The sequence below is a fragment of the Paenibacillus woosongensis genome, assembly GCF_009725165.1.
In the GTDB taxonomy this organism is placed as follows: domain Bacteria; phylum Bacillota; class Bacilli; order Paenibacillales; family Paenibacillaceae; genus Fontibacillus; species Fontibacillus woosongensis.
Map to the genome: position 1 here is coordinate 838,912 of NZ_WNZW01000002.1, position 18,373 is coordinate 857,284.

The 18,373-nt window shown below is 51.7% G+C and carries 15 protein-coding genes; 2 read left to right on the forward strand and 13 right to left on the reverse strand.

Annotated features, from left to right (window positions below):
* Window positions 1-123: 123 nt before the first annotated feature.
* The 3 genes from GNP95_RS10155 to GNP95_RS10165 all read right to left on the reverse strand — a co-directional run bounded on the left by GNP95_RS10155 (window position 124) and on the right by GNP95_RS10165 (window position 6,043).
* Window positions 124-1,413 carry a galactokinase gene (locus GNP95_RS10155; RefSeq protein ID WP_155610686.1) on the reverse strand — a complete coding sequence of 430 codons (1,290 nt, stop codon included), beginning with the start codon at window positions 1,411-1,413 and terminating at the stop codon, window positions 124-126.
* A gap of 28 nt (window positions 1,414-1,441) precedes the next feature.
* Window positions 1,442-3,862 (reverse strand): beta-galactosidase, encoded by a 2,421-nt coding sequence (locus tag GNP95_RS10160; RefSeq protein ID WP_155610687.1) that lies wholly within the window; start codon window positions 3,860-3,862, stop codon window positions 1,442-1,444.
* 123 nt (window positions 3,863-3,985) lie between these two features.
* A complete protein-coding gene (locus GNP95_RS10165; protein ID WP_155610688.1) occupies window positions 3,986-6,043 on the reverse strand; it encodes a beta-galactosidase in 2,058 nt (685 codons plus the stop codon).
* A gap of 139 nt (window positions 6,044-6,182) precedes the next feature.
* Between GNP95_RS10165 and GNP95_RS10170 the strand changes: the two genes are divergently transcribed.
* Complete coding sequence (locus GNP95_RS10170) at window positions 6,183-7,067, forward strand: AraC family transcriptional regulator (protein ID WP_230873735.1); 885 nt, start codon at window positions 6,183-6,185, stop codon at window positions 7,065-7,067.
* A gap of 52 nt (window positions 7,068-7,119) precedes the next feature.
* On the opposite strand, the gene GNP95_RS10175 is transcribed toward GNP95_RS10170, so the two are convergent.
* The 10 genes from GNP95_RS10175 to GNP95_RS10220 all read right to left on the reverse strand — a co-directional run bounded on the left by GNP95_RS10175 (window position 7,120) and on the right by GNP95_RS10220 (window position 16,982).
* Window positions 7,120-8,700 (reverse strand): ABC transporter substrate-binding protein, encoded by a 1,581-nt coding sequence (locus GNP95_RS10175; protein ID WP_155610689.1) that lies wholly within the window; start codon window positions 8,698-8,700, stop codon window positions 7,120-7,122.
* Between the two features lie 70 nt (window positions 8,701-8,770).
* Window positions 8,771-9,715, reverse strand: coding sequence for a carbohydrate ABC transporter permease (locus GNP95_RS10180; RefSeq protein ID WP_155610690.1), 945 nt, complete (start codon window positions 9,713-9,715; stop codon window positions 8,771-8,773).
* An 18-nt stretch (window positions 9,716-9,733) separates the two neighbouring features.
* Window positions 9,734-10,654, reverse strand: a complete 921-nt coding sequence (locus GNP95_RS10185; RefSeq protein ID WP_155610691.1) for an ABC transporter permease — start codon at window positions 10,652-10,654, stop codon at window positions 9,734-9,736.
* Window positions 10,655-10,864: 210 nt separating this feature from the next.
* The gene (locus GNP95_RS10190) at window positions 10,865-12,436 is read right to left on the reverse strand and encodes a response regulator (RefSeq protein WP_155610692.1); all 1,572 of its coding nucleotides are present in this window, start codon (window positions 12,434-12,436) and stop codon (window positions 10,865-10,867) included.
* A gap of 33 nt (window positions 12,437-12,469) precedes the next feature.
* Window positions 12,470-14,242, reverse strand: a complete 1,773-nt coding sequence (locus tag GNP95_RS10195; RefSeq protein WP_155610693.1) for a sensor histidine kinase — start codon at window positions 14,240-14,242, stop codon at window positions 12,470-12,472.
* Between the two features lie 147 nt (window positions 14,243-14,389).
* The gene (locus GNP95_RS10200) at window positions 14,390-14,839 is read right to left on the reverse strand and encodes a glycosyltransferase family protein (RefSeq protein WP_155610694.1); all 450 of its coding nucleotides are present in this window, start codon (window positions 14,837-14,839) and stop codon (window positions 14,390-14,392) included.
* The gene (locus GNP95_RS10205; protein WP_155610695.1) at window positions 14,836-14,994 is read right to left on the reverse strand and encodes a hypothetical protein; all 159 of its coding nucleotides are present in this window, start codon (window positions 14,992-14,994) and stop codon (window positions 14,836-14,838) included. The genes GNP95_RS10200 and GNP95_RS10205 overlap by 4 nt, the downstream gene beginning before the upstream one ends.
* 90 nt (window positions 14,995-15,084) lie before the next feature.
* Complete coding sequence (locus GNP95_RS10210; protein WP_155610696.1) at window positions 15,085-15,315, reverse strand: hypothetical protein; 231 nt, start codon at window positions 15,313-15,315, stop codon at window positions 15,085-15,087.
* 214 nt (window positions 15,316-15,529) lie between these two features.
* Window positions 15,530-16,393: an anti-sigma factor gene (locus GNP95_RS10215; RefSeq protein ID WP_155610697.1), complete on the reverse strand. Its 864-nt coding sequence runs from the start codon at window positions 16,391-16,393 to the stop codon at window positions 15,530-15,532.
* The gene (locus GNP95_RS10220; RefSeq protein WP_155610698.1) at window positions 16,368-16,982 is read right to left on the reverse strand and encodes an RNA polymerase sigma factor; all 615 of its coding nucleotides are present in this window, start codon (window positions 16,980-16,982) and stop codon (window positions 16,368-16,370) included. Before GNP95_RS10220 ends, GNP95_RS10215 begins: the two co-directional genes overlap by 26 nt.
* A 229-nt stretch (window positions 16,983-17,211) precedes the next feature.
* On the opposite strand from GNP95_RS10220, the gene GNP95_RS10225 reads away from it, so the two are divergent.
* Complete coding sequence (locus tag GNP95_RS10225) at window positions 17,212-18,372, forward strand: COG1470 family protein (RefSeq protein ID WP_155610699.1); 1,161 nt, start codon at window positions 17,212-17,214, stop codon at window positions 18,370-18,372.
* Window position 18,373 lies beyond the last annotated feature (1 nt).

Sequence of the window (18,373 nt, forward strand, 5' to 3'; positions counted from 1 at the left end):
TATTTTTATAAAATGATTTTCGTAAAAAAGCAGCTATCCCTGATAACCTCGGGGGATAACTGCTTCCTTACCATTTAAACTTTTCATTACGTGTTCTACCATTCACCAGGAAACTACTTCAACCTAACTTTCCAAGTCCAAACAAATGGCCCCTTGCTCCCGGACATTGATAATAAATGTCGAGGTGCCGATCGTGTCCTTGATGAACTCGGCGTACTTGGGCGCCTCTTCATTTGGAAGAATCGCCAGGATCACTCCGGCGAATCCGCCGCCATGGACCCGGCAGGCTCCTTTGCCGATCGATTTCAAATACGATTCCGTCAGCGCCAGCGCAACCGTAATCCCTTGATGGCGAACGTCTGTCTCCTGGTAGCAGTTCTGCAGCCATTTCCAGGAGGAGTTCCCTGAATCCGTGATCAGCTCCAGAAATCTGTCCAATTGTCCGGCCTGCAAGGCTTCTACCTGGGCATCTACCCGGTCGTTCTCCGTAAAAAAGTGCAGCGCCCGCAGCACCGCCCGATCCCCGCATTGTTCACGGAGGGAATTCAGATTGCGGTAAATGTCCTCCGGTGCCAATTCACGGCAGACCTCGGCGCCTAGCGCCTTGGCTACGGCCCGCATCTCATTTGGCACCGCGGCGTAATCCTCTGTCAAATCAGCATGGTTGCCGCCGGTATTGACGATAACCAGAGAGTAGCCGCTGTTTTGGAAATCATAGTTTACAGGCTGAACGACAGGCTGCTCCGGGTCGGCGAAATCGATCGTGATTAAACCGCCAAACGCGCAGGCCATTTGATCCAGCAGGCCGGACGGCTTGTTCCAGTACTTGTTCTCGGCGTATTTGCCGATTTTGGACAAAGCCACGGCATCCAATTTGGATTCATTATAGAACGTATTCAGAATGCCGCCGATCAGCATCTCGAACGAAGCCGAGGAGCTTAGGCCGGACGCGGGAATGACCGTTGTCGAAATATAGGCTTTAAAACCCCCGACCTCACAGCCCATCTCTTGGAAGCCCGCTACGATACCGCGAACCAGCGACAAGGTTGAGGCCTCGTCCGCAACCGGTTCCAGCTCCGTCAAATCAACTTCAAACGTCCCTTCATAACCTTCTGAAATGAATGTAATAATCGGCTCGTCTACCTTCACGGCAGCGGCAATCGTATCGAGATTAATGCTGCCTGCCAGCACCTTTCCATGGTTATGATCCGTATGATTCCCGCCAATTTCGCAGCGGCCGGGCGCGCTAAACAAAGCCAGCTCGCCGTCTCCGAAGTGCTCCTTATAGGTTTGCACCAAAGAGCGGTAACGGGCAATCTGATCTGCTAGCTGTCCTTCGCCGTACATTTTGGACAGTAATGCTTTCCCCTTGCTGCTCTGCAATTTCTCCATCGTTTGCTCTGCGTTTTGCATCTTAGAATCCTCCTGTCTCTTACAACTCTTACAGCTCTTTTATTCTGCTAGTTACCGCAACGTGGTACACGACCTCAGCCGATACCTCGTGAAATTCCGCCGTCTGCTCTCCCTCGAACAGCTGCTCCACCGCCATGGCAGCGTCTTGTGCCACATTCATGACGCCTTTGCGCAGCGGCGTCGTTTCCAATACAATTTCCCCGCCTTGAATGGCTTCCTGGAATCGCGACAAGCCAATCTCCCACGGGGCGCCATTATAGAAATGGTCGTGGAACAGCCTGCCCTCAGAAAAAGCATAGCCGACATTCCCCGTATAATCGATCTTAAGAAGAACATCCTGGGCATCCTCCAGTATGCGTTGGTCTAGAGAAATCAGCACCTTATGACTATGAATGCGCTTCACTTCCATTGTAATGGGTTTGGCCGGGATCTGTATATGACAGTTTTCAAACCAGCCATCCCGCTCGGCCGCAATCCGGCAGCCCTCTCCATCGGCCTGCCATTCCTGATTGCTCCTTTCATCCGTATATTCCCGGAATGAAAATTCATTTGCACCATAACTGAAAAACTCTAATCCGTATGCGGTTCCGGCAAGCGGGGTATCCGAGAACAGAATGCGTCTTCTGCCTCTACCTGCTGTCGAGGCCAAGGCTGAGACCGATTCATCTTCGACTCCTCCCATTTCCGTTTCCACTTCCCACAGCATAGAAGCTTCCTTGGATGACATCGCATAAATGCGGGTCTCACTGCCGTCCGTCCGGTAAATACGAATCATTGCCGGTACGTGATGAGGCACGACGATGCAGTAGCTTCCGTCTTTTTCCCGCCGAACCGTTCCTGCATCCGTCTCGGCGCTCATTATCCCGTCCGCCGCCAGCATGAATTCTCCGTCGATGCCTTCCGGCATAGCGAAGAAGTAAGTGCTGAACTTCCCGGAACCCGTCACCGTTATAGGCTGTGCCGTGGCGTAACGCAATAGCAAGCCGGATAAGTCGAACTGGAAAGGCAGCATGAACGAAGCGTTTTTGCGAATCGTCAACGTATTATTCTGTGGCAAGCGAATGCTGCCTTCCCCCAGTTGAATGTCAAATTGAACACCCCGATGCTCCTTCATTTCGACATGGTCCTGGTAGTTGTTCACGAAAACAAATCCCGAGCTTCCATCGGTACGCAGAGCATACCGGAGCGTCTCCGTATTATCCGGCGCAAGTCCGGCCGCCCCTTCCGGCAAAACCGTGGACATCGGCGCCAATCGATCCCCGAAGGCTCTCAGGAAATAATGCAGCAGGCGAAGCCGATGGTTCGATTCCCGGATTTGGCCGAACTCCCCGATCGGGGCCTGGAAATCATAAGTAATCCGCGGAGTCGTGCTCTCGTTCAAATAACCGCTCTGTCCCACGGGATTTGTTCCGCCATGAAACATGTAATACCCGATAAAGTTGCAGCCGCCCGCAATTTTCATCAGGCTCATAGCCGATACGCTCTCCGGCTCCACCTGAAAGCGGGACAAATACCAGGTCTGCATGCCCCCGCCCATTTCGCAGCAGGCGAACGGATATTTCTCCTTCGGATACGGCGGTGCAAAATCTCCGGCTACCCCATCGTCATGATAACTGTCAAATATATACTCGCGCGTCGGCTGCTGCAGCGAATTTTGCTCGCTAATGCTCCAAGGCGTATAGGCGTAGCCTCCATAAAGCGGCAGCACCTCATCCTCCAGCACCGGGGCCCCGCCCCAGCCTGTGCTCGTATAAACCGGCGTATCAAGCCCGGCTTCGATCGCGAGCTCTTTCAGGTGCCGCATATGCCTTACCCCTTCGCTTCCCCTACTGCCTCCGCTCAAATACTCGTCTCCCTGTTTTGCCGTCATCTCCCATAACGCCGCGGCGGCGTTAAGCTCGTTCTCCAGCTGAATGCCAACGACGGGGCCGCCGTCCTTGAACATAAGCCCGGACGCCTCACGGCCGATCTCCGCGTATAAGCGCCGGACATAATGCAGATAACCCTCATCATTCGAGCGGACATCGAACGCACGGCCAAACAGCCAGTCCGGCAGTCCACCATTGCGGACCTCCCCATGACAGAACGGCCCGATGCGTAAAATGACGTAAAGGCCGCTGCGCTGGCACAGCTCAATGAACTTCCGCAAATTGCGGTTCCCCCGCCAGTCGTATAGCCCTTCGATTTCCTCATGGTGATTCCAAAAAATATAAGTCGCGAGAATGTTGATGCCCGATGCTTTCATCTTGTTGATTTCTGCTTCCCAATTCGCTTCCGGGTAGCGGGAGTAGTGAAATTCACCGCAGATGGCAAAATACGGCTTTCCATTGAACTCCATATAGTAGTTCGTAAAGCTGATTTCGTCTCCAGCCGGATTTCGTCCGCCCAGCCTCAAGGTTGAAGGGGTTACTTTTTTGGGCATAATATTGGCTTGAATGGAATATAGCATCGTCAAAACTCCTCTCAATGGGCAATTTGGGCAAATCGGATTAGAGAAGACAAGCCGGGCATTCGCTCCGGCTTGTTGTTAGGCTAACATGCAAATTTCAAATATTATTGGCAGGTTTGCGGCTTAAGCCGGACGTTTCAATACGACTACTCCGTGAACAGGCAAGGTAAGTTTTCCGCTCAACGCTTCGCCTGTTTCCATATTCACATATTGACGATCATCCAGTTGTACATGCTGCTCCTGTCCGCTGAAGTTCATCACGAACACATAATCGAATTCCCCATCCGTCCGGACCTGAGCGGTCACGCCGGCAGGCAGTTCAGTATGAATAACCCGGTCAACGCCTGCGACATCAACGATCTGCTTGTAGAACTCGCCCAGGAAATCGTCCTTCAGGCGCGTCGCCATATGGTAAGCGCGGCCTTGCCCGAAGCGGTTCACCGTAAGTGCCGGTCGGCCCGCATAGAAGCTGTCCGTATAGGTTCCCAGTACCTCAGCGCCTTCTGTATGAATCAGCTCGCAAATTTCATGGGACTCGAAGCTGCCCGCGAAACCCAGCTCATTGCCCTCGGCCATCGCTATGCCGTTCCGGTCATGATCGTACAATCCTTCAATTTCCTCCGCCCAGATGCCAAGCGTCTTGCGCAGCGGTCCCGGGAAGCCGCCAAGATGGCACAGATCATGCTCATCAACGATACCGGACCAGTAGGTCGTAACCAGAGTTCCGCCATGCTCGACGAACTTCTCCAGCTTACGGCCCGTCTCTTCGCGGCATAGGTACAGCATCGGAGCAACGATCAGCTTATATCCGCTAAAGTCATCCTCCGAGCCGATGATATCCGTCGGTACGCCCTGCTCCCAAATCGCCCGGTGATGCGCGATAACCGTCTCCTCGTAATGGATGCCTGAATTGCGCGGTCCTTGCGCATCCTGTACGGCCCAGCGATTATCCCAATCGAAAAGAATCGCTGTCTTCGCCGGAGTCGGCGTGCCCGCAATCTCCGAAATATCGGCAAGCGTACGTCCCAAATCGGCGACATCCTTGAACACTCGTGTATGCTCATGTCCAACGTGATCCACGACCGCCCCGTGGAATTTCTCGCTGGAGCCTCTGCTCTTGCGCCACTGGAAATATTGCACGGAATCCGAGCCGTGAGCGACCGCCTGCAGGGAGGACAGCTTATGCATGCCCGGTTGCTTCAGCTTGCTGACCGGCTGCCAGTTCGTCAGGCTCGGAGTACTCTCCATCAATAAGAATGGCTTCTGTTGGAGCGAGCGGTACAGATCATGCCAGAACGAGATCGAGGCGCCCAGTTCGATATCATTTTTATAATCATGCCAGGTCGGATACACATCCCAGGAAATCACGTCGAGAATTTTAGCTAATTTCCGATAATCTAGCCCTTCGATCATGTGCATATTCGTCGTTGCAGGCAAGTCAGGATTCGCCGTTTTTACAGATTTAATTTCGTGATCACAGTAATCCGTCATTTGATCCGTCACGAAACGGCGCCAATCCAAGTTCTGGCCATGAACCATACTCTCACCATGAGGAGCAGGCGACTCGATTTGGCTCCAGTCCGTGTACTTATGCGCCCAGAAGGAAGTCCACCATGCAAAGTTAAGCTCCTCGAGCGTACCGTATTTCTCCTTCAACCATGCCCGGAATGCATCTTGACAGTAATCGCAGTGACAATCCCCGCCAAGCTCGTTTGAAATATGCCAGCCGATGACGGCGGGATGATTCCCGTAGCGCTCAGCCAATTTGCCATTAATAATAGCCGTTTTCTCCCGGTAGACCGGCGATGTATAACAGTGGTTATGCCTCATCCCGTGCAAATTACGGACGCGGTTCGCTTCCACGCGAAGCACCTCAGGATATCTCGCAGACATCCAGGCCGGACGCGCACCGCTCGGAGTGGACAACCAGGCATAGATCCCGTTCTCGGCGAATGAATCCAACACCTTATCCAGCCATTCGAACGTAAAAACCCCTTCCGTCGGTTCAAGAGCAGCCCAGGAGAACATGCCAAGCGCCATTACGTTGCAGTTGGCGAGCTTCATCATGCGAATATCCTCTTCCAGCACTTTTGGATCATGCAGCCATTGATCCGGGTTATAGTCGGCCCCGTGCATTAGCACAGGAAGTTTATCACTAATCGGCGGAAATTTCTTAGTCATCGCTGTATCTCTCCTTATAAATCGTCATATTCACTTATCTACCTTTGATAATAGACCAAAAACCGCTTATACTCATAGAACATATCCATCTAAAAGTCGTCTGATCTTAACATTGAACCATTTTCCCAGCATTAACCTTATGAATGCACATACCTATTTCCTGATTATGGAGGTCGAATTCACGATGATGCCTTTTCTACTAGCCGAATTCACGAATTTGGAAGAAATACTCCCTCTCTATGTTTACTGCGTCGGCAGCCATGAACAAAAACACCTAGAGCGCCCCGAGGGCTATCCTGCGCATCAGCTGTTTTTGTCCAGAAGCGGCCAAGGAATCTTTCGCATTCAAGGTCATGCCGATATCCTATTGACTCCCGGTTCGGCCTTGCTCCTTCCCGCCAACCAGCCACACGCCTACTTTCCTTATGAATCAACGGAAAATTGGGATCTAGGCTTTGTCGCCTTTGACGGCAAGGCGGCAAAATCCCTTTTAGAGCAAATGAACAAGCTCGTACTAACCGTTCTGCAGGTGCCCAACTTTGAACTGCTCTGGAGCCAACTGGAATCACTGTGGCAGCTGATCAGCCTCAACGGGGAACAAGCATACTGGGAAGCCTCCAAGCGCATCTACGGCATGACGATCTCCCTGCTCGAAGGGCAAGCCAGCGATAAGAAAATCCTAAAAGGCGTCACTTCTTCGGGAAGCCCACAACCTGCCCTGCAAGCGGCAGTTAAGCTAATTCATGATCATTATAATGAAAGACTGCTATTAACGAATGTAGCCCGAGCCGCCGGATATTCTCCGCAGCATTTTCACCGTTTGTTCGTATCCAGCTACGGCATGACACCGCAGCAGTACATTTTGCAATTGCGAATGCGGAGAGCGACCCAACTGCTTCAGGAGAATCCTTCTATTACGGTCGAGAGCGTGGCCGAGAAGCTCGGCATGGAAACGAGCTACTTTATCCGCATGTTCAAACGTACCTACGGCCTGACACCCAAAAAATACAAAGACCAATCGTAAAATTCATTTAAAAAGCTGTCCCAAACAGGCGTTTGGGACAGCCTTGAGCCTTTTATTTCTGCGCTGCCAGGAATGCATCAACCTGGCTTTGCATCTCGGCGCCTACTTTATCGATGCCTGCCGCCTGCAGCTGCTTGATCAGATCGGCTTGGCCTTTTTCGATATCCTGGATTAGGCCGTATTCCAATGGAATCGCATAGCGCAGCATCACGTTCCCCAGGTTGGATACTTCGTTCTTCACCTTGCTGTCGTCAAACACGAAAGTTTCAAGAGGGTAATGGTATACATGCTCCTGCCACTGATTGAGCATTTCGTCAGCTTCCTTCGGATACGTCGTATCCGTACGGTTCAGCAGGGAGTTCCATCCCCAGTTCGAGAAGCCGGTGTAGTTCGTAGAGCTCGGACCCGGCGTAAATTGGTCATCGCCCACTGGCTCATAGTGCTTGCCGACAATGCCGTACATCGTCAAATCGTGAATTTCCTTGTCGTTTTGCAGTAAATCGATCAGCATCAGTGCACGCTCCGGGTTTTTGGAGGTAGCATGAATCGCCATGCCGTTCTGAGTCGAGACCGCCGCGGATTTCATCTTGTCCGGCGTCAAATCTACGATTGCCATTTCATACTCCGGCTTATCCCGGCGAGCTTCCGACATGTTGATTGCAACCGTACCCAGGTTATGTGCATAAGATGCGATCTTGCCAGCTTTCATATCCTGCCATATATCGTTTTTGTAGCTAATGATATTTTTCGACCATGCGCCGTTATCCACTAGATCTTTATAATATTTCAATAATTCCGTAAATTCAGGCGTATCGTAAACGTTAAATACTTTTCCGGCTGGATCGTCCATTTGGAACGCAAACGGTACATTCGGATCTACGACCTTCCAGTTATTCTGCTGCTCAAGCAACACCTCGTCCAGTTCATGCCATTTCCAACCGTCGCCCGGTTTGGCGCCAAAAGCACCTACACCTTTTTCATTGGCGGCAATCGTCTTCAGGTAAGCCGCGTATGTCTCGGGGCTGTTCACCGGATCAAGATTGTATTTCTGGCGCAAATCCTCGCGAATTAGCACTACTTTATCAACGACTTCATTGCTGTTCTGCGGTACCATGTATACTTTGCCGGATACCTTCGCCTGCTCCCACGCTGCCTTAGGCAATGCCTCCCACGTTTTCGGCGTGTACTTCGCCAGCATATCCTCCGTCAGCTCCAGGAAGCCGCCGCGGATTGCTTGATCATTGTAAAATGCCCAGTTTGCCGTATAGACAATGTCAAAGTCCTCGTTAGCCGCAAATTTCAACGGATATTTCTGCGTCCAATCCGACCAGTCAAGGAATTCCGCTTCGACGGTGGCATTGATTTTATCCTTCAACAGCTTGTTCAACTCGCCAAATACTTCATCATAATCCACCGGCTTGCCCCCGACGAGAAGCATCTTCAATTTGATTTCCTTGGATATATCAATCTCATCTGTAGCCCCTGCGCTGTTTGCTCCGCTATTTTCTTTGCCTGCGTTAGAAGCGCCGCTGTTCTCTGCCGCATTCTTCCCTCCGCCGCAAGCGCTGAGCAGCGTCGCCAGCATCAGAAAAACAGCCAATAGAAGTGTTACCGTTTTTTTAGTCTGTTTCATGGCATTTTCCCCCAATCAAATAATGTTTTCAAGAGTACAGCTATATATTGATAACCAGGTTTCCCTGTGGTCACCCTTTGACGGCACCGATCGTCAGCCCTTGAACAAAGAAGCGCTGGATGAACGGATAAGCGATTAGAATAGGCCCCGTAGCCACGATGGTCATCGCCATCTTCAAGCTTTCCGTCGGAATATCGAGGTTCATGGCCACCCCAGACTGCATCATCGCCTTCCGCATTCCGTCCATATTGCCTAACAGCCGGTAGAGATAGTACTGCAAAGGCATCAGCTCGGATTTTGAAATAAAGAGCAGGGCATGATACCAATCGTTCCAGTAAGCCAGTGCGATAAACAGGCCGATCGTCGCCAGCGCCGGCTTGGACAGCGGAATGATCAGCTTCAGGAAAATCAGGAAATCGCTGGCCCCATCGATTTTGGCTGACTCGGTAATCGCTTCCGGAATGCTGCTCATGAACGATTTCATTACAATAATGTAGAACACATTCATTAGCATCGGTACAATCAACACGACCAAGGTATCCTTCAAATCTAAATAGTTGACGATCAATAAATACCACGGAACGAGCCCGCCGCTGAATAAGGTCGTAAAAAAGAAGAAGAAGGAAAAGTGATTGCGCCACTTAAAATCCTTTCTGGATAGAACATAAGCCGTCATCGAAGTCAGGAATAATCCGACAGCCGTGCCGATCAAAGTCACACTGATCGTAACCCCGTAAGCTTTGAGCATATCCGCAGGATACTTGAACAATATGCTGTAGGCTTCCAAGGAAAATTGGGTCGGGATGATTTTGAACCCATGCTCGATAATCGAGCTTTCCTCAGTGAATGAGGAAGAGATAATCAGTATAAACGGAAAGATACAAAATAGCGCTAAAATAGTGAGTAACGTATATCCGATAACCGCAAGCAGCATACGATCCGATGATTTCCCCTTACCTTTATTCGCACGGATTTCCGGATCGAAACGGCCGGGATTTGCTGTTGTCGCACTCATAGCCTCAGTCCTCCCTTTCTAGAACAAGGCGCGATCCTTGTCGTATTTGCGCACTGCATAGTTGGCTAACAGAATCGTCGCGAATCCCAGGATAGATTGATAGAACCCTGCCGCCGCAGACATGCCGATTTCATTGGATGTCGTTAACGAACGGAACACATAGGTGTCGATGACGTCCGTGGACGAGAAGAGAAGTCCGTTATTGCCCACCATATTGTAGAACATGCCGAAGTCTCCGCGGAAAATATTGCCGATGGCCAGCAGGAACAAGATAATGACGGTAGGCATGAGATTCGGTACGGTTATTTTCAAAATTCGCTGAAAAATATTCGCCCCGTCAATTTCCGCCGCCTCGTACATCTCCGTATCGATGCTCGTAATCGCCGCCAGATACATAATGGAGCCGTAGCCCAGTGCCTTCCATGCCGACACTACGATAAGAATCAGCGGCCAATAAGCAGCTGTGTTATAAATGTCGATAGGCCCGAGACCAATTGATCTTAGCATTACGTTCAATGTACCTACGTCGTAGTTAAACAAGTTGTAAGCAATAGCCCCAACCACAACCCAGGAAATGAAGTACGGCAGGAACAGCACCGTCTGGGTAACCTTACGGAACCATTTGCCCGCAACCTCGAACAGCAGAATCGCTGTAACGATCTGCAGCAGATTGTTAATGATGATAAACGCGATGTTATATAATGCCGTATTGCGGGTTACACGCCAAGCGTCGCCCGATTCCATGAAAAATCGAAAGTTCTCCAATCCGTTCCATGGGCTTCCGAATATGCCCCCTTGATAGTTGAACTGCTTAAAGGCAAGAACGATGCCGGCCATAGGTACATAGGCAAACAGCAGGAAAAACAATACAGCGGGGGCGAGCATCAGCAGCAGTGCTCTGTATTTCTTTAGATCGCTGAAAAAGCCCTGATTTTTCATGTCTACTCCCCTCTCGAAATCTCGTTATTCTCTCTAGTGTCCTTACTTTTCATTATAAGGAGGCGGTTCCCGCATGAGGATTCAGGCAAACAACAAAAACTAATACTAATTCACCGATTCACTGAAAATACAAAAATTCTGTCATCTTAAAAAGCCCCCGGCCAATTGCCGAGGGCAGCTTGCATTCATCTATTCGCTTTCTTTCCAAAGCTAGATCTTGTTCTTTTTTCTATACTCCCCGGGCGTCATTCCCATGCTCGCTTTAAATTGCCGGTTGAAATAAATAATGTTTTTGTAGCCCATCAATTCGGCCACCTCGTACACCTTAAGGGTCGGATCGCGTAAAAGCTGGCAGACCCGGTTCATCTTGCATTCGTTCAAATATTCGCTAAACAGCATGCCTGTCTCTTCCTTAAACAGATGACCCAGGTAGTTCGGCGTGAAATCAAATTGCGCCGCCACTTCCTTCAAAGTGATCTTCTTCTCCAAATGTTCCTCGACGTAGCCCATAATTTCGTCGATCAGCTTGCGCTTCTGCCGCTGCCGCTTCACGTACAGCTTCTCCGACAGCTCGAAGAACCTCCGTCTCAGCCATGATACAACGTCATGCACCGTCTCGAACTGAAACAGCACATCGGGCTGATGGGATTCCCACTCCAAGAGCTCGTACAAATTCTCGCTGCGCTGCAGCAATTCGGCATGCAGGCTTGATGTGATGCGGATAATGAGCTCGTACACATCCTTCTTGCTGGCCAGCGGCATGTCCTTGTAGAGCAAATCAAGCAAACAGTCATCGATAACGACCAGATCGTAGTCCATAATGGCATTCAGCATGGCGGAAATGGTGCCGTCAATCGGCGTGCCGGGAGCTCCCTGCCTCGCCGGCTCTGTCGGATCGCGCAGAAGACGGTTCTTGCCGAGCAGCCATTTTGCGCTTAGCGAGGCTTGGGCCTGCTGAAAGGATTCATGCAGGCCTTGGGCATCATTTGTATATTTCCCTACGCCTACAGTAACTGTATAAGAAGTCGTCTGTGCGACTTCATGAATAAGCTCGTTGAGCCGTTTTACGAACAGGTCCTCGGGTAATGCCGACAAAACAATCAGCCTAGTCTGTCTAGCTATTGCTAGGGCGCCAAGCTCCGTACCCATCGCCAGCGATTTAATCCGCTGAATAATGGTGCGCGTCTCCACCCGGCGAGCATCCTCGGATAAATCCCGCAGCTTCCATTCCAAGTCATCGATTTCGATGAACGCGGCGGCGCAGCCAGATGACAGGAGCGGGTGGAGAATGCTCTGCAGATGCGGCTCGGGAAAACCGGGATCATCGTGTTCCAGCCACCTCAGCAGCAGCTCCTCGCTAACCAGCGATAACGTCTCGGAGAAAGAGCGCGCCTGTTCCTTCTCCTCCTCCACCTCTTTGCAAAGCTTGCTAAGCAGATCATACAGCTCCTTGTCTTCCACCGGCTTCAACAAATAATCACACGCGTTGATTTCTATTGCTTCCCGGGCATAATTGAAATCCTCGTGGCCGCTAATGAACACGACCTTAACCTCGGGATTGATCACTTTGGCTTTACGTGCAAACTGTGTTCCCGACATGATCGGCATCCTGATATCCGACAGGATCAGGTCGATCCGCTGCTCCTCCATCACTTTTAGAGCCAGAAAACCGCTGTTGGCCGTGCCTGCTACATGGATGTCCAGTCCGCTTGCCAGCACTCTGCGGCGCAGCCACTCCAAATCGACGGCCTCATCGTCTACCAGCAATACATTTACGCTCATCTTTTTGCCACTCCTCTCTAAGAAGCATTATCGTTAATACGGCAGCTTTGGGAATTCGGGCGTATCGGCAGCATCACCGTGACCTGCCGGCAGGAGAAGCCGCACCGTCGTGCCCCCGCCGTAAATACTAGCGATTTGAACACCATAGGCATCACCGTACCTGAGCTTGATTCGTTCATCCACATTTCTTACCCCATAGCCCCCAGTTTGGCTAGGCCCCGTCATAAGCAGCCTAACCTGCTCGGGACGCATACCTACCCCGTTGTCGATGATCTTCAGTTCGACGTCATTGTTCATGCGACGGCCCGTAATCCGAATCGCGATCGTTTCTCCGAACCAGGCATGCTTAAATACGTTCTCGACGAAGGGCTGTAAAATCAGCTTAATGACCTGATAGTCCAGTATCTCAGATTCAACATCGACCTGCACAGTAAATGCGTCGGCGTACTTGACGCGCTGAATTTCCAGGTACGTCTCGACCTGCTCCAGCTCTTTTCCCAAATGGATATGTACATTTCCTTGATTCAGTGTTAACCGGTAAAAGCGGGAGAGACCCTGAACCATCTCCGTGACTTTGCCGATCTCTCCCAGGTTCGCCAAACTATTGATCGTTGACAGCGTGTTATAGAGGAAATGGGGATTGATCTGCGCTTGCAGCGCTTCCAGTTCGGCCTGCTTCTTCTGAATCCCTTGCAAATACACACTATCGATCAGCTCCTGGATGTTCATGGCCATCATGTTGAAAGCTTCGGCAATCCGCACGAACTCGTCATTTCCCGAAAAGCGGATGCGCTTCTGAAAATTTCCTTCCTGAAAAGAACGGACAAGCATGACGATCCGGGTCATTTTTCGTCCGTTGAGCCTGGCTACCATGAATCCAATAAAGGTCATCCCGATAAAGCTGATTGCACACACCCCAAGAATCACCCGCTGCAGCTTCCCGGCATCTTTCGTCAAATATGCCTTCGGAACGAGCGTTTCGATAGCAAAATCGGTCCCAGAGATAGGCTCATGAAGACGGAGATAGGCATCGCTGCCTCCTGTCTGTTCCCCCAGTTCAGCTTGTTCGGCTAATTCCGCAGGGCCGCGCTGGTACACCCGCTCGCCCGTCAACTGATGGATTAACCGGACTGTGATCCCTTCTTCTACCGGAAAGGTGGCTAAATTTCCGAACAAAGCGTCGAGAGGCACAGTAATTCGCACATAACCGATGATCGCCCCGTAATCGCTGTACGATACGAGCTTGCGGATGTGGGAAATATGATCCAGTTTTTTATCCGTATCGATTTGGACCCAAAGATTGTTGCGCTCCGAATTTTTGTGCAGCTGATACCAGTCAGTTGACTCGATGTCCCGCAAAGGAAGGATGTAATAATCACTTTGCTTAATCGGTTCTTCCAAATTATCGCCATTGATTATGATCATATCGCTATTGGGCGTATAGAGCATGAAGCGGATGTTGTTGCCGAACAACTGCAGCGGCGACACGATTTGCGGGATGATCTCATCCTTCATCGTCAAATAAATGTCCAGCGGCTCTCCCTTTTTCTGCAGCGCTCTTTGAAAAGCCACGCTGCCGAACAGCGTATCCGACATGCGCTGGATTTCATCCATTTGGTACTGAATATTGTTCCTGGCCTGCTCCATGCCGGTACGGATATTCGTCTCCGCCATTTCCGTCCGCGACTGCGTCAGCATCGTATAAGAGATATATCCAATGAGCACATCCGTCAGCAGCACTAGGAGCAAGTAAGGGATCATCATTTTATATGTAAAAGGCACGTAACGCTTTTTCAAGTTAGGCATCGCTATGACTCCCCTTTTAAACGATGATGTTGGATATTTATCTTATCGTAACAGATCGCCCAGATATGTATATCAATCTTTGTATATTTACTGGATGGGCCAGGATTCTTCCTGTTATTAATCGTAAATCGCACGCCAGCCAAACTATCAATAAAAAAGCAGCAGGGACAGGCTTGGCCGGTGCCTTGCTGTCCATGCTGCCTCAACTAATATCTTCATCAGCTGCGATGTTATCTTTCTAGGACTAGTATGGAAAGTCACGGCCAGTGGCTTCTCCACGCGCTCGGCAAGATCCAGCACATATCCTCCGGCTTCTCCGCCGAATATCCCGAACTCATGCTGGAGCGATACCACGGCCACCCCGATGCGGTTCAGCCGGTCGGCCGCCCGGATATAAGCAGCCCGGTCATGCTTGTCGAGCTCCCAAATGCCCGGAGCCGTCTCCAGTCCCGAAGCCTCGCTCGTCCGCAGAGCAATAACCGGATCGATGCCCCGCCATCCTCTCGCCCCCCGGATGCTCTGGCGCAGATGATGCGTATATGTGGCAATGCCGCAGCGCTGGGGGATATAAGTACCGATAAAAGCGATTTTCGTCATATGGATACCGCCTCCCTCATCCGATTTACAAAGGCTTCATAAAGCGCATAATTCGGGCCAGCCTCCGCGCCCGTGCCGAAGACGCATTGATGAAGCTGCGCTCCGGACTCGACGCGGCAGCCTTCCCATAGAATGGTTTCGGACAGCTCCGTCACCCTTCCTTGATCGATATTAAAAAAAGCTGAATTATGGCGGTCGATTTTTCAACGATCATGTTGCCATAATAGTGAAAATACACCTCATCTTCAGCTTTGTTGCTTTGTTGTCTTCGGCTTGTCCTCAAGCCGCAGCAATCGTTTTATGCTTCTTCTCAGGCGTTTGGCCTGATTTCCCGTTCGAATAGCCATCTGCTTGATTCCCATATTCCAGGACAGCATCGTATGTTCCGCCTGCAATATAGCGATGGCTCCGCCTGCCGCATAGCCCTCCGGCAGCTGCGGGCAGCTTTGCGGGCTTGCCCCTTTTGTCAGCCACATACGTATCCTCCTTTCGATATTAGCACTCAATGAAGTCGACTGCTAATAATATTATAAAAAGAAGACCCGCTTCAATTTCAACCGGCGGATTTGGGCAAAAACTCCCCTCTTGGCCGATTTAACCGAAAAATGCAGGTCCAACTCCTATCTTTTGATGCGATATTTCTTAAATTCTTTTGTATACACTCTAAAAAGGGCTTTTTCCGCTCAGCCATCACCGTTTCATTTCTACCCATACCGCCTCGGGACCGGTCTGCACCCTGCTGCCGCCCTTCGGCTCCAGGCTAATGATCAGCCGCTCGGCTTCCTCTGCCCCGTATCCGTGGTAATAGGTTTTCCCCTGAGGATGCTGCACCGGAAGAATTCCCGGGCTGCTCGCCTCGTCCTCCATCTGCAGCCAAATCTGATAATCCTTCTCCACCACCGAGTGGAGCCCGTCCACAACGATCAGCATTTCGCCGGATTTCCGCTTCAGCCAGACCGTGCCTTCCCCGTAATAAGGAGGGTGAGGCTCAATCGCATACCGTTCCGTATCAGCGCTCTGGATCAGATGGATTTGATGTGAAATATCCCGTTCAATCCGGCTTTGCTGCTCGCCGGGCCAGTTCTGCGGACGAAGGGCAAACAAGCCGCCGAGCAGGAGGATCATCGCCAGCCCGCCTATGGCGCCGAAGGTATATCGGCTTCGATCCGCTGCCCATTTGCGGCGAAATGAACGCAGCCGGAATGAGAGGGTCAGCCTGCGGCGCAGCCTGCGCGGTGGCTGTCGCAATGAGTACATCGATGCATTCGGGTGCAAAAACGCCTGCCGGTTCGCAGAAGGCTCTCCGCCGCCCTCCGAATCGTTAAGGACCGGTCCGATGCCGATGGCGGCCTGACCCAGCAGCCCCGTCCATTCATGAATCATCGCATCGCAGGACCGGCACTGCCGCCGGTGCTCCTCCATCCTGGCCTTCTCTCCGTCCGGCAGCCGTCCCATTGCGAAATCGGCCAGCTGCTCCTCCGCAAACAAGCCGCAGGGCTCAGCCCGGTCATGAAGCGGATACATCGGATTATTTATGCAATTTATCCTGCGCATACGGCTCCACTCCCCCTCCCAGCTTGCCCAGGTTCATCTCGTCCAGCCGGCGCCGCAAATTGCGGATGCCATAACGGATTAACGACTTGACCGTTCCAACGGGCCTCTTCATATGCTCGGCGATTTCGCGATGCGACAGCTGCTCAATATAGCTTCCATGAAGCGCCATCCGCTGCATCGGCGGGATAGCCTGCATCGCCTGCTTCAGCTGCTCCTGCTCCCATTTGCGCAGCGCCTCATACTCAGCGGATTCCATCCCCCTGCTCCAGAGGATATCCGCTTCCTGATCCATGCTCCATTCCTCCGCCACAGACCATCGCTGCTGCTTCCGCAGCCGATCCAGGGCCCGGCTGCGCGTGCGTACCGCAAGCCAGGCCTCCACACTGCCCCGAGCCGGATTATAGCTGCCTGCCTTATCCATAATTTCAATGAATACGTCGTGACACACGTCCTCCGCCTCGGCTGCATTCTTTATGCACTGCTCTGCCAACCTGTACACCATCGGAGCATAGGCATCGTAGAAACGGCCGAACGCCGTTACCGATCCCTCCGCAATCTCCGCCAGCCATAATTCGGGGCTCTCCTTCATCCCCCGTCCCTCCTTGACCATAACCTGTAACTTAGGATCATATTGGGCCTACTTTAGGGCCAGTTATTTTACGCATATTGTAGCAAATTTCATCCGGCTTTTTGCCAGCTTGATCATTTTTTAGCTGCTTTTAAGCAAATATTTAGCTAATTTTAAGCTTTCGATAAATCCAAATCGGCAGCTTCCTACGTACTTCTTATGAACAAAAATATTAAGGAGGGTTCATACGATGAAATCGCGGGGAAGGAAAATGAAACTGGTGAGCATGCTGCTCCTGCTCGTTCTCGGAGCCGGCCTGCTCGGGGGAATGCCAGCATCTGCTGCCGGAGGAGTCACGCTGTATTCGGCGTACACTTCGATTTCCGTCCCACCCGGCGAAGCTTTGGATTACAGCGTCGAGGTCATCAATAACACGTCCGACGTCGTAATGGTTCCGCTGGAGCTTAACAATCTGCCCAAGGACTGGACAGCCGAGTTGAACAGCGGCGGCTGGCGGGTGAAGGAAGTGTCCGTCAAGCCCGGAGAATCCAGCACCGTCTCGCTGAACGTGACGGTTCCTCTACAAATAGACAAAGGAATCTATCGTTTCGAGCTGACGGCCGGCTCGGCGGCGCGCCTGCCCTTTACGGTAGAAATTACGGAGAAAGGAATCTACCAGACTGAGCTGACCACCGATCAGGCCAATCTGCAGGGACCTTCTGATTCCAGCTTTACCTACTCGCTCAAGCTGCAGAACCGGACGGCGGAGAAGCAAAACTACGCTCTACAGGCCCAGGCGGATCCGGGGTGGAATGTGACCTTTACCTCCGGAGACAATCAGGTCTCCTCCGTCGAGGTAGAGCCTGGCGCCAGTCAGTCGATCTCGGTCAAGGTACAGCCGCCGGAGCAGGTCAAGGAAGGCAGCTACATCATTCCTGTCAGCGCCTCCAACCAGTCGACCTCCTCGGAGCTGAAGCTGGAGGCTGTTATCACCGGCACTTATGGCCTGGAGCTGACGACGCCAAACGGCTTGCTGAGTGCCGATGTGACCGCAGGCGGCAGCAAAACGGTTGATCTGCTGGTCAAGAATACCGGAACAGCCGATCTCACGGACATTAATCTCAGCTCCAACGCCCCGGCCGATTGGGAGGTCAGCTTCAATCCGAAAACGGTCGACAAGCTGGCCGCCGGCCAATCCACCACGGTAGAAGCCAAAATTACCGCCAGCAAAAAGGCGATAGCCGGAGACTATGTCACGGGCATGACTGCATCCTCCCCGGAGTCCAGCTCCTCGGCGCAATTTCGGATCGCTGTTAAGGGCTCCATGCTGTGGGGCTGGATCGGAGTACTGGTCATCGCTGCGATTCTCGGCGGCATCTACTATCTGATTCGCAAATACGGGAGGCGATAAC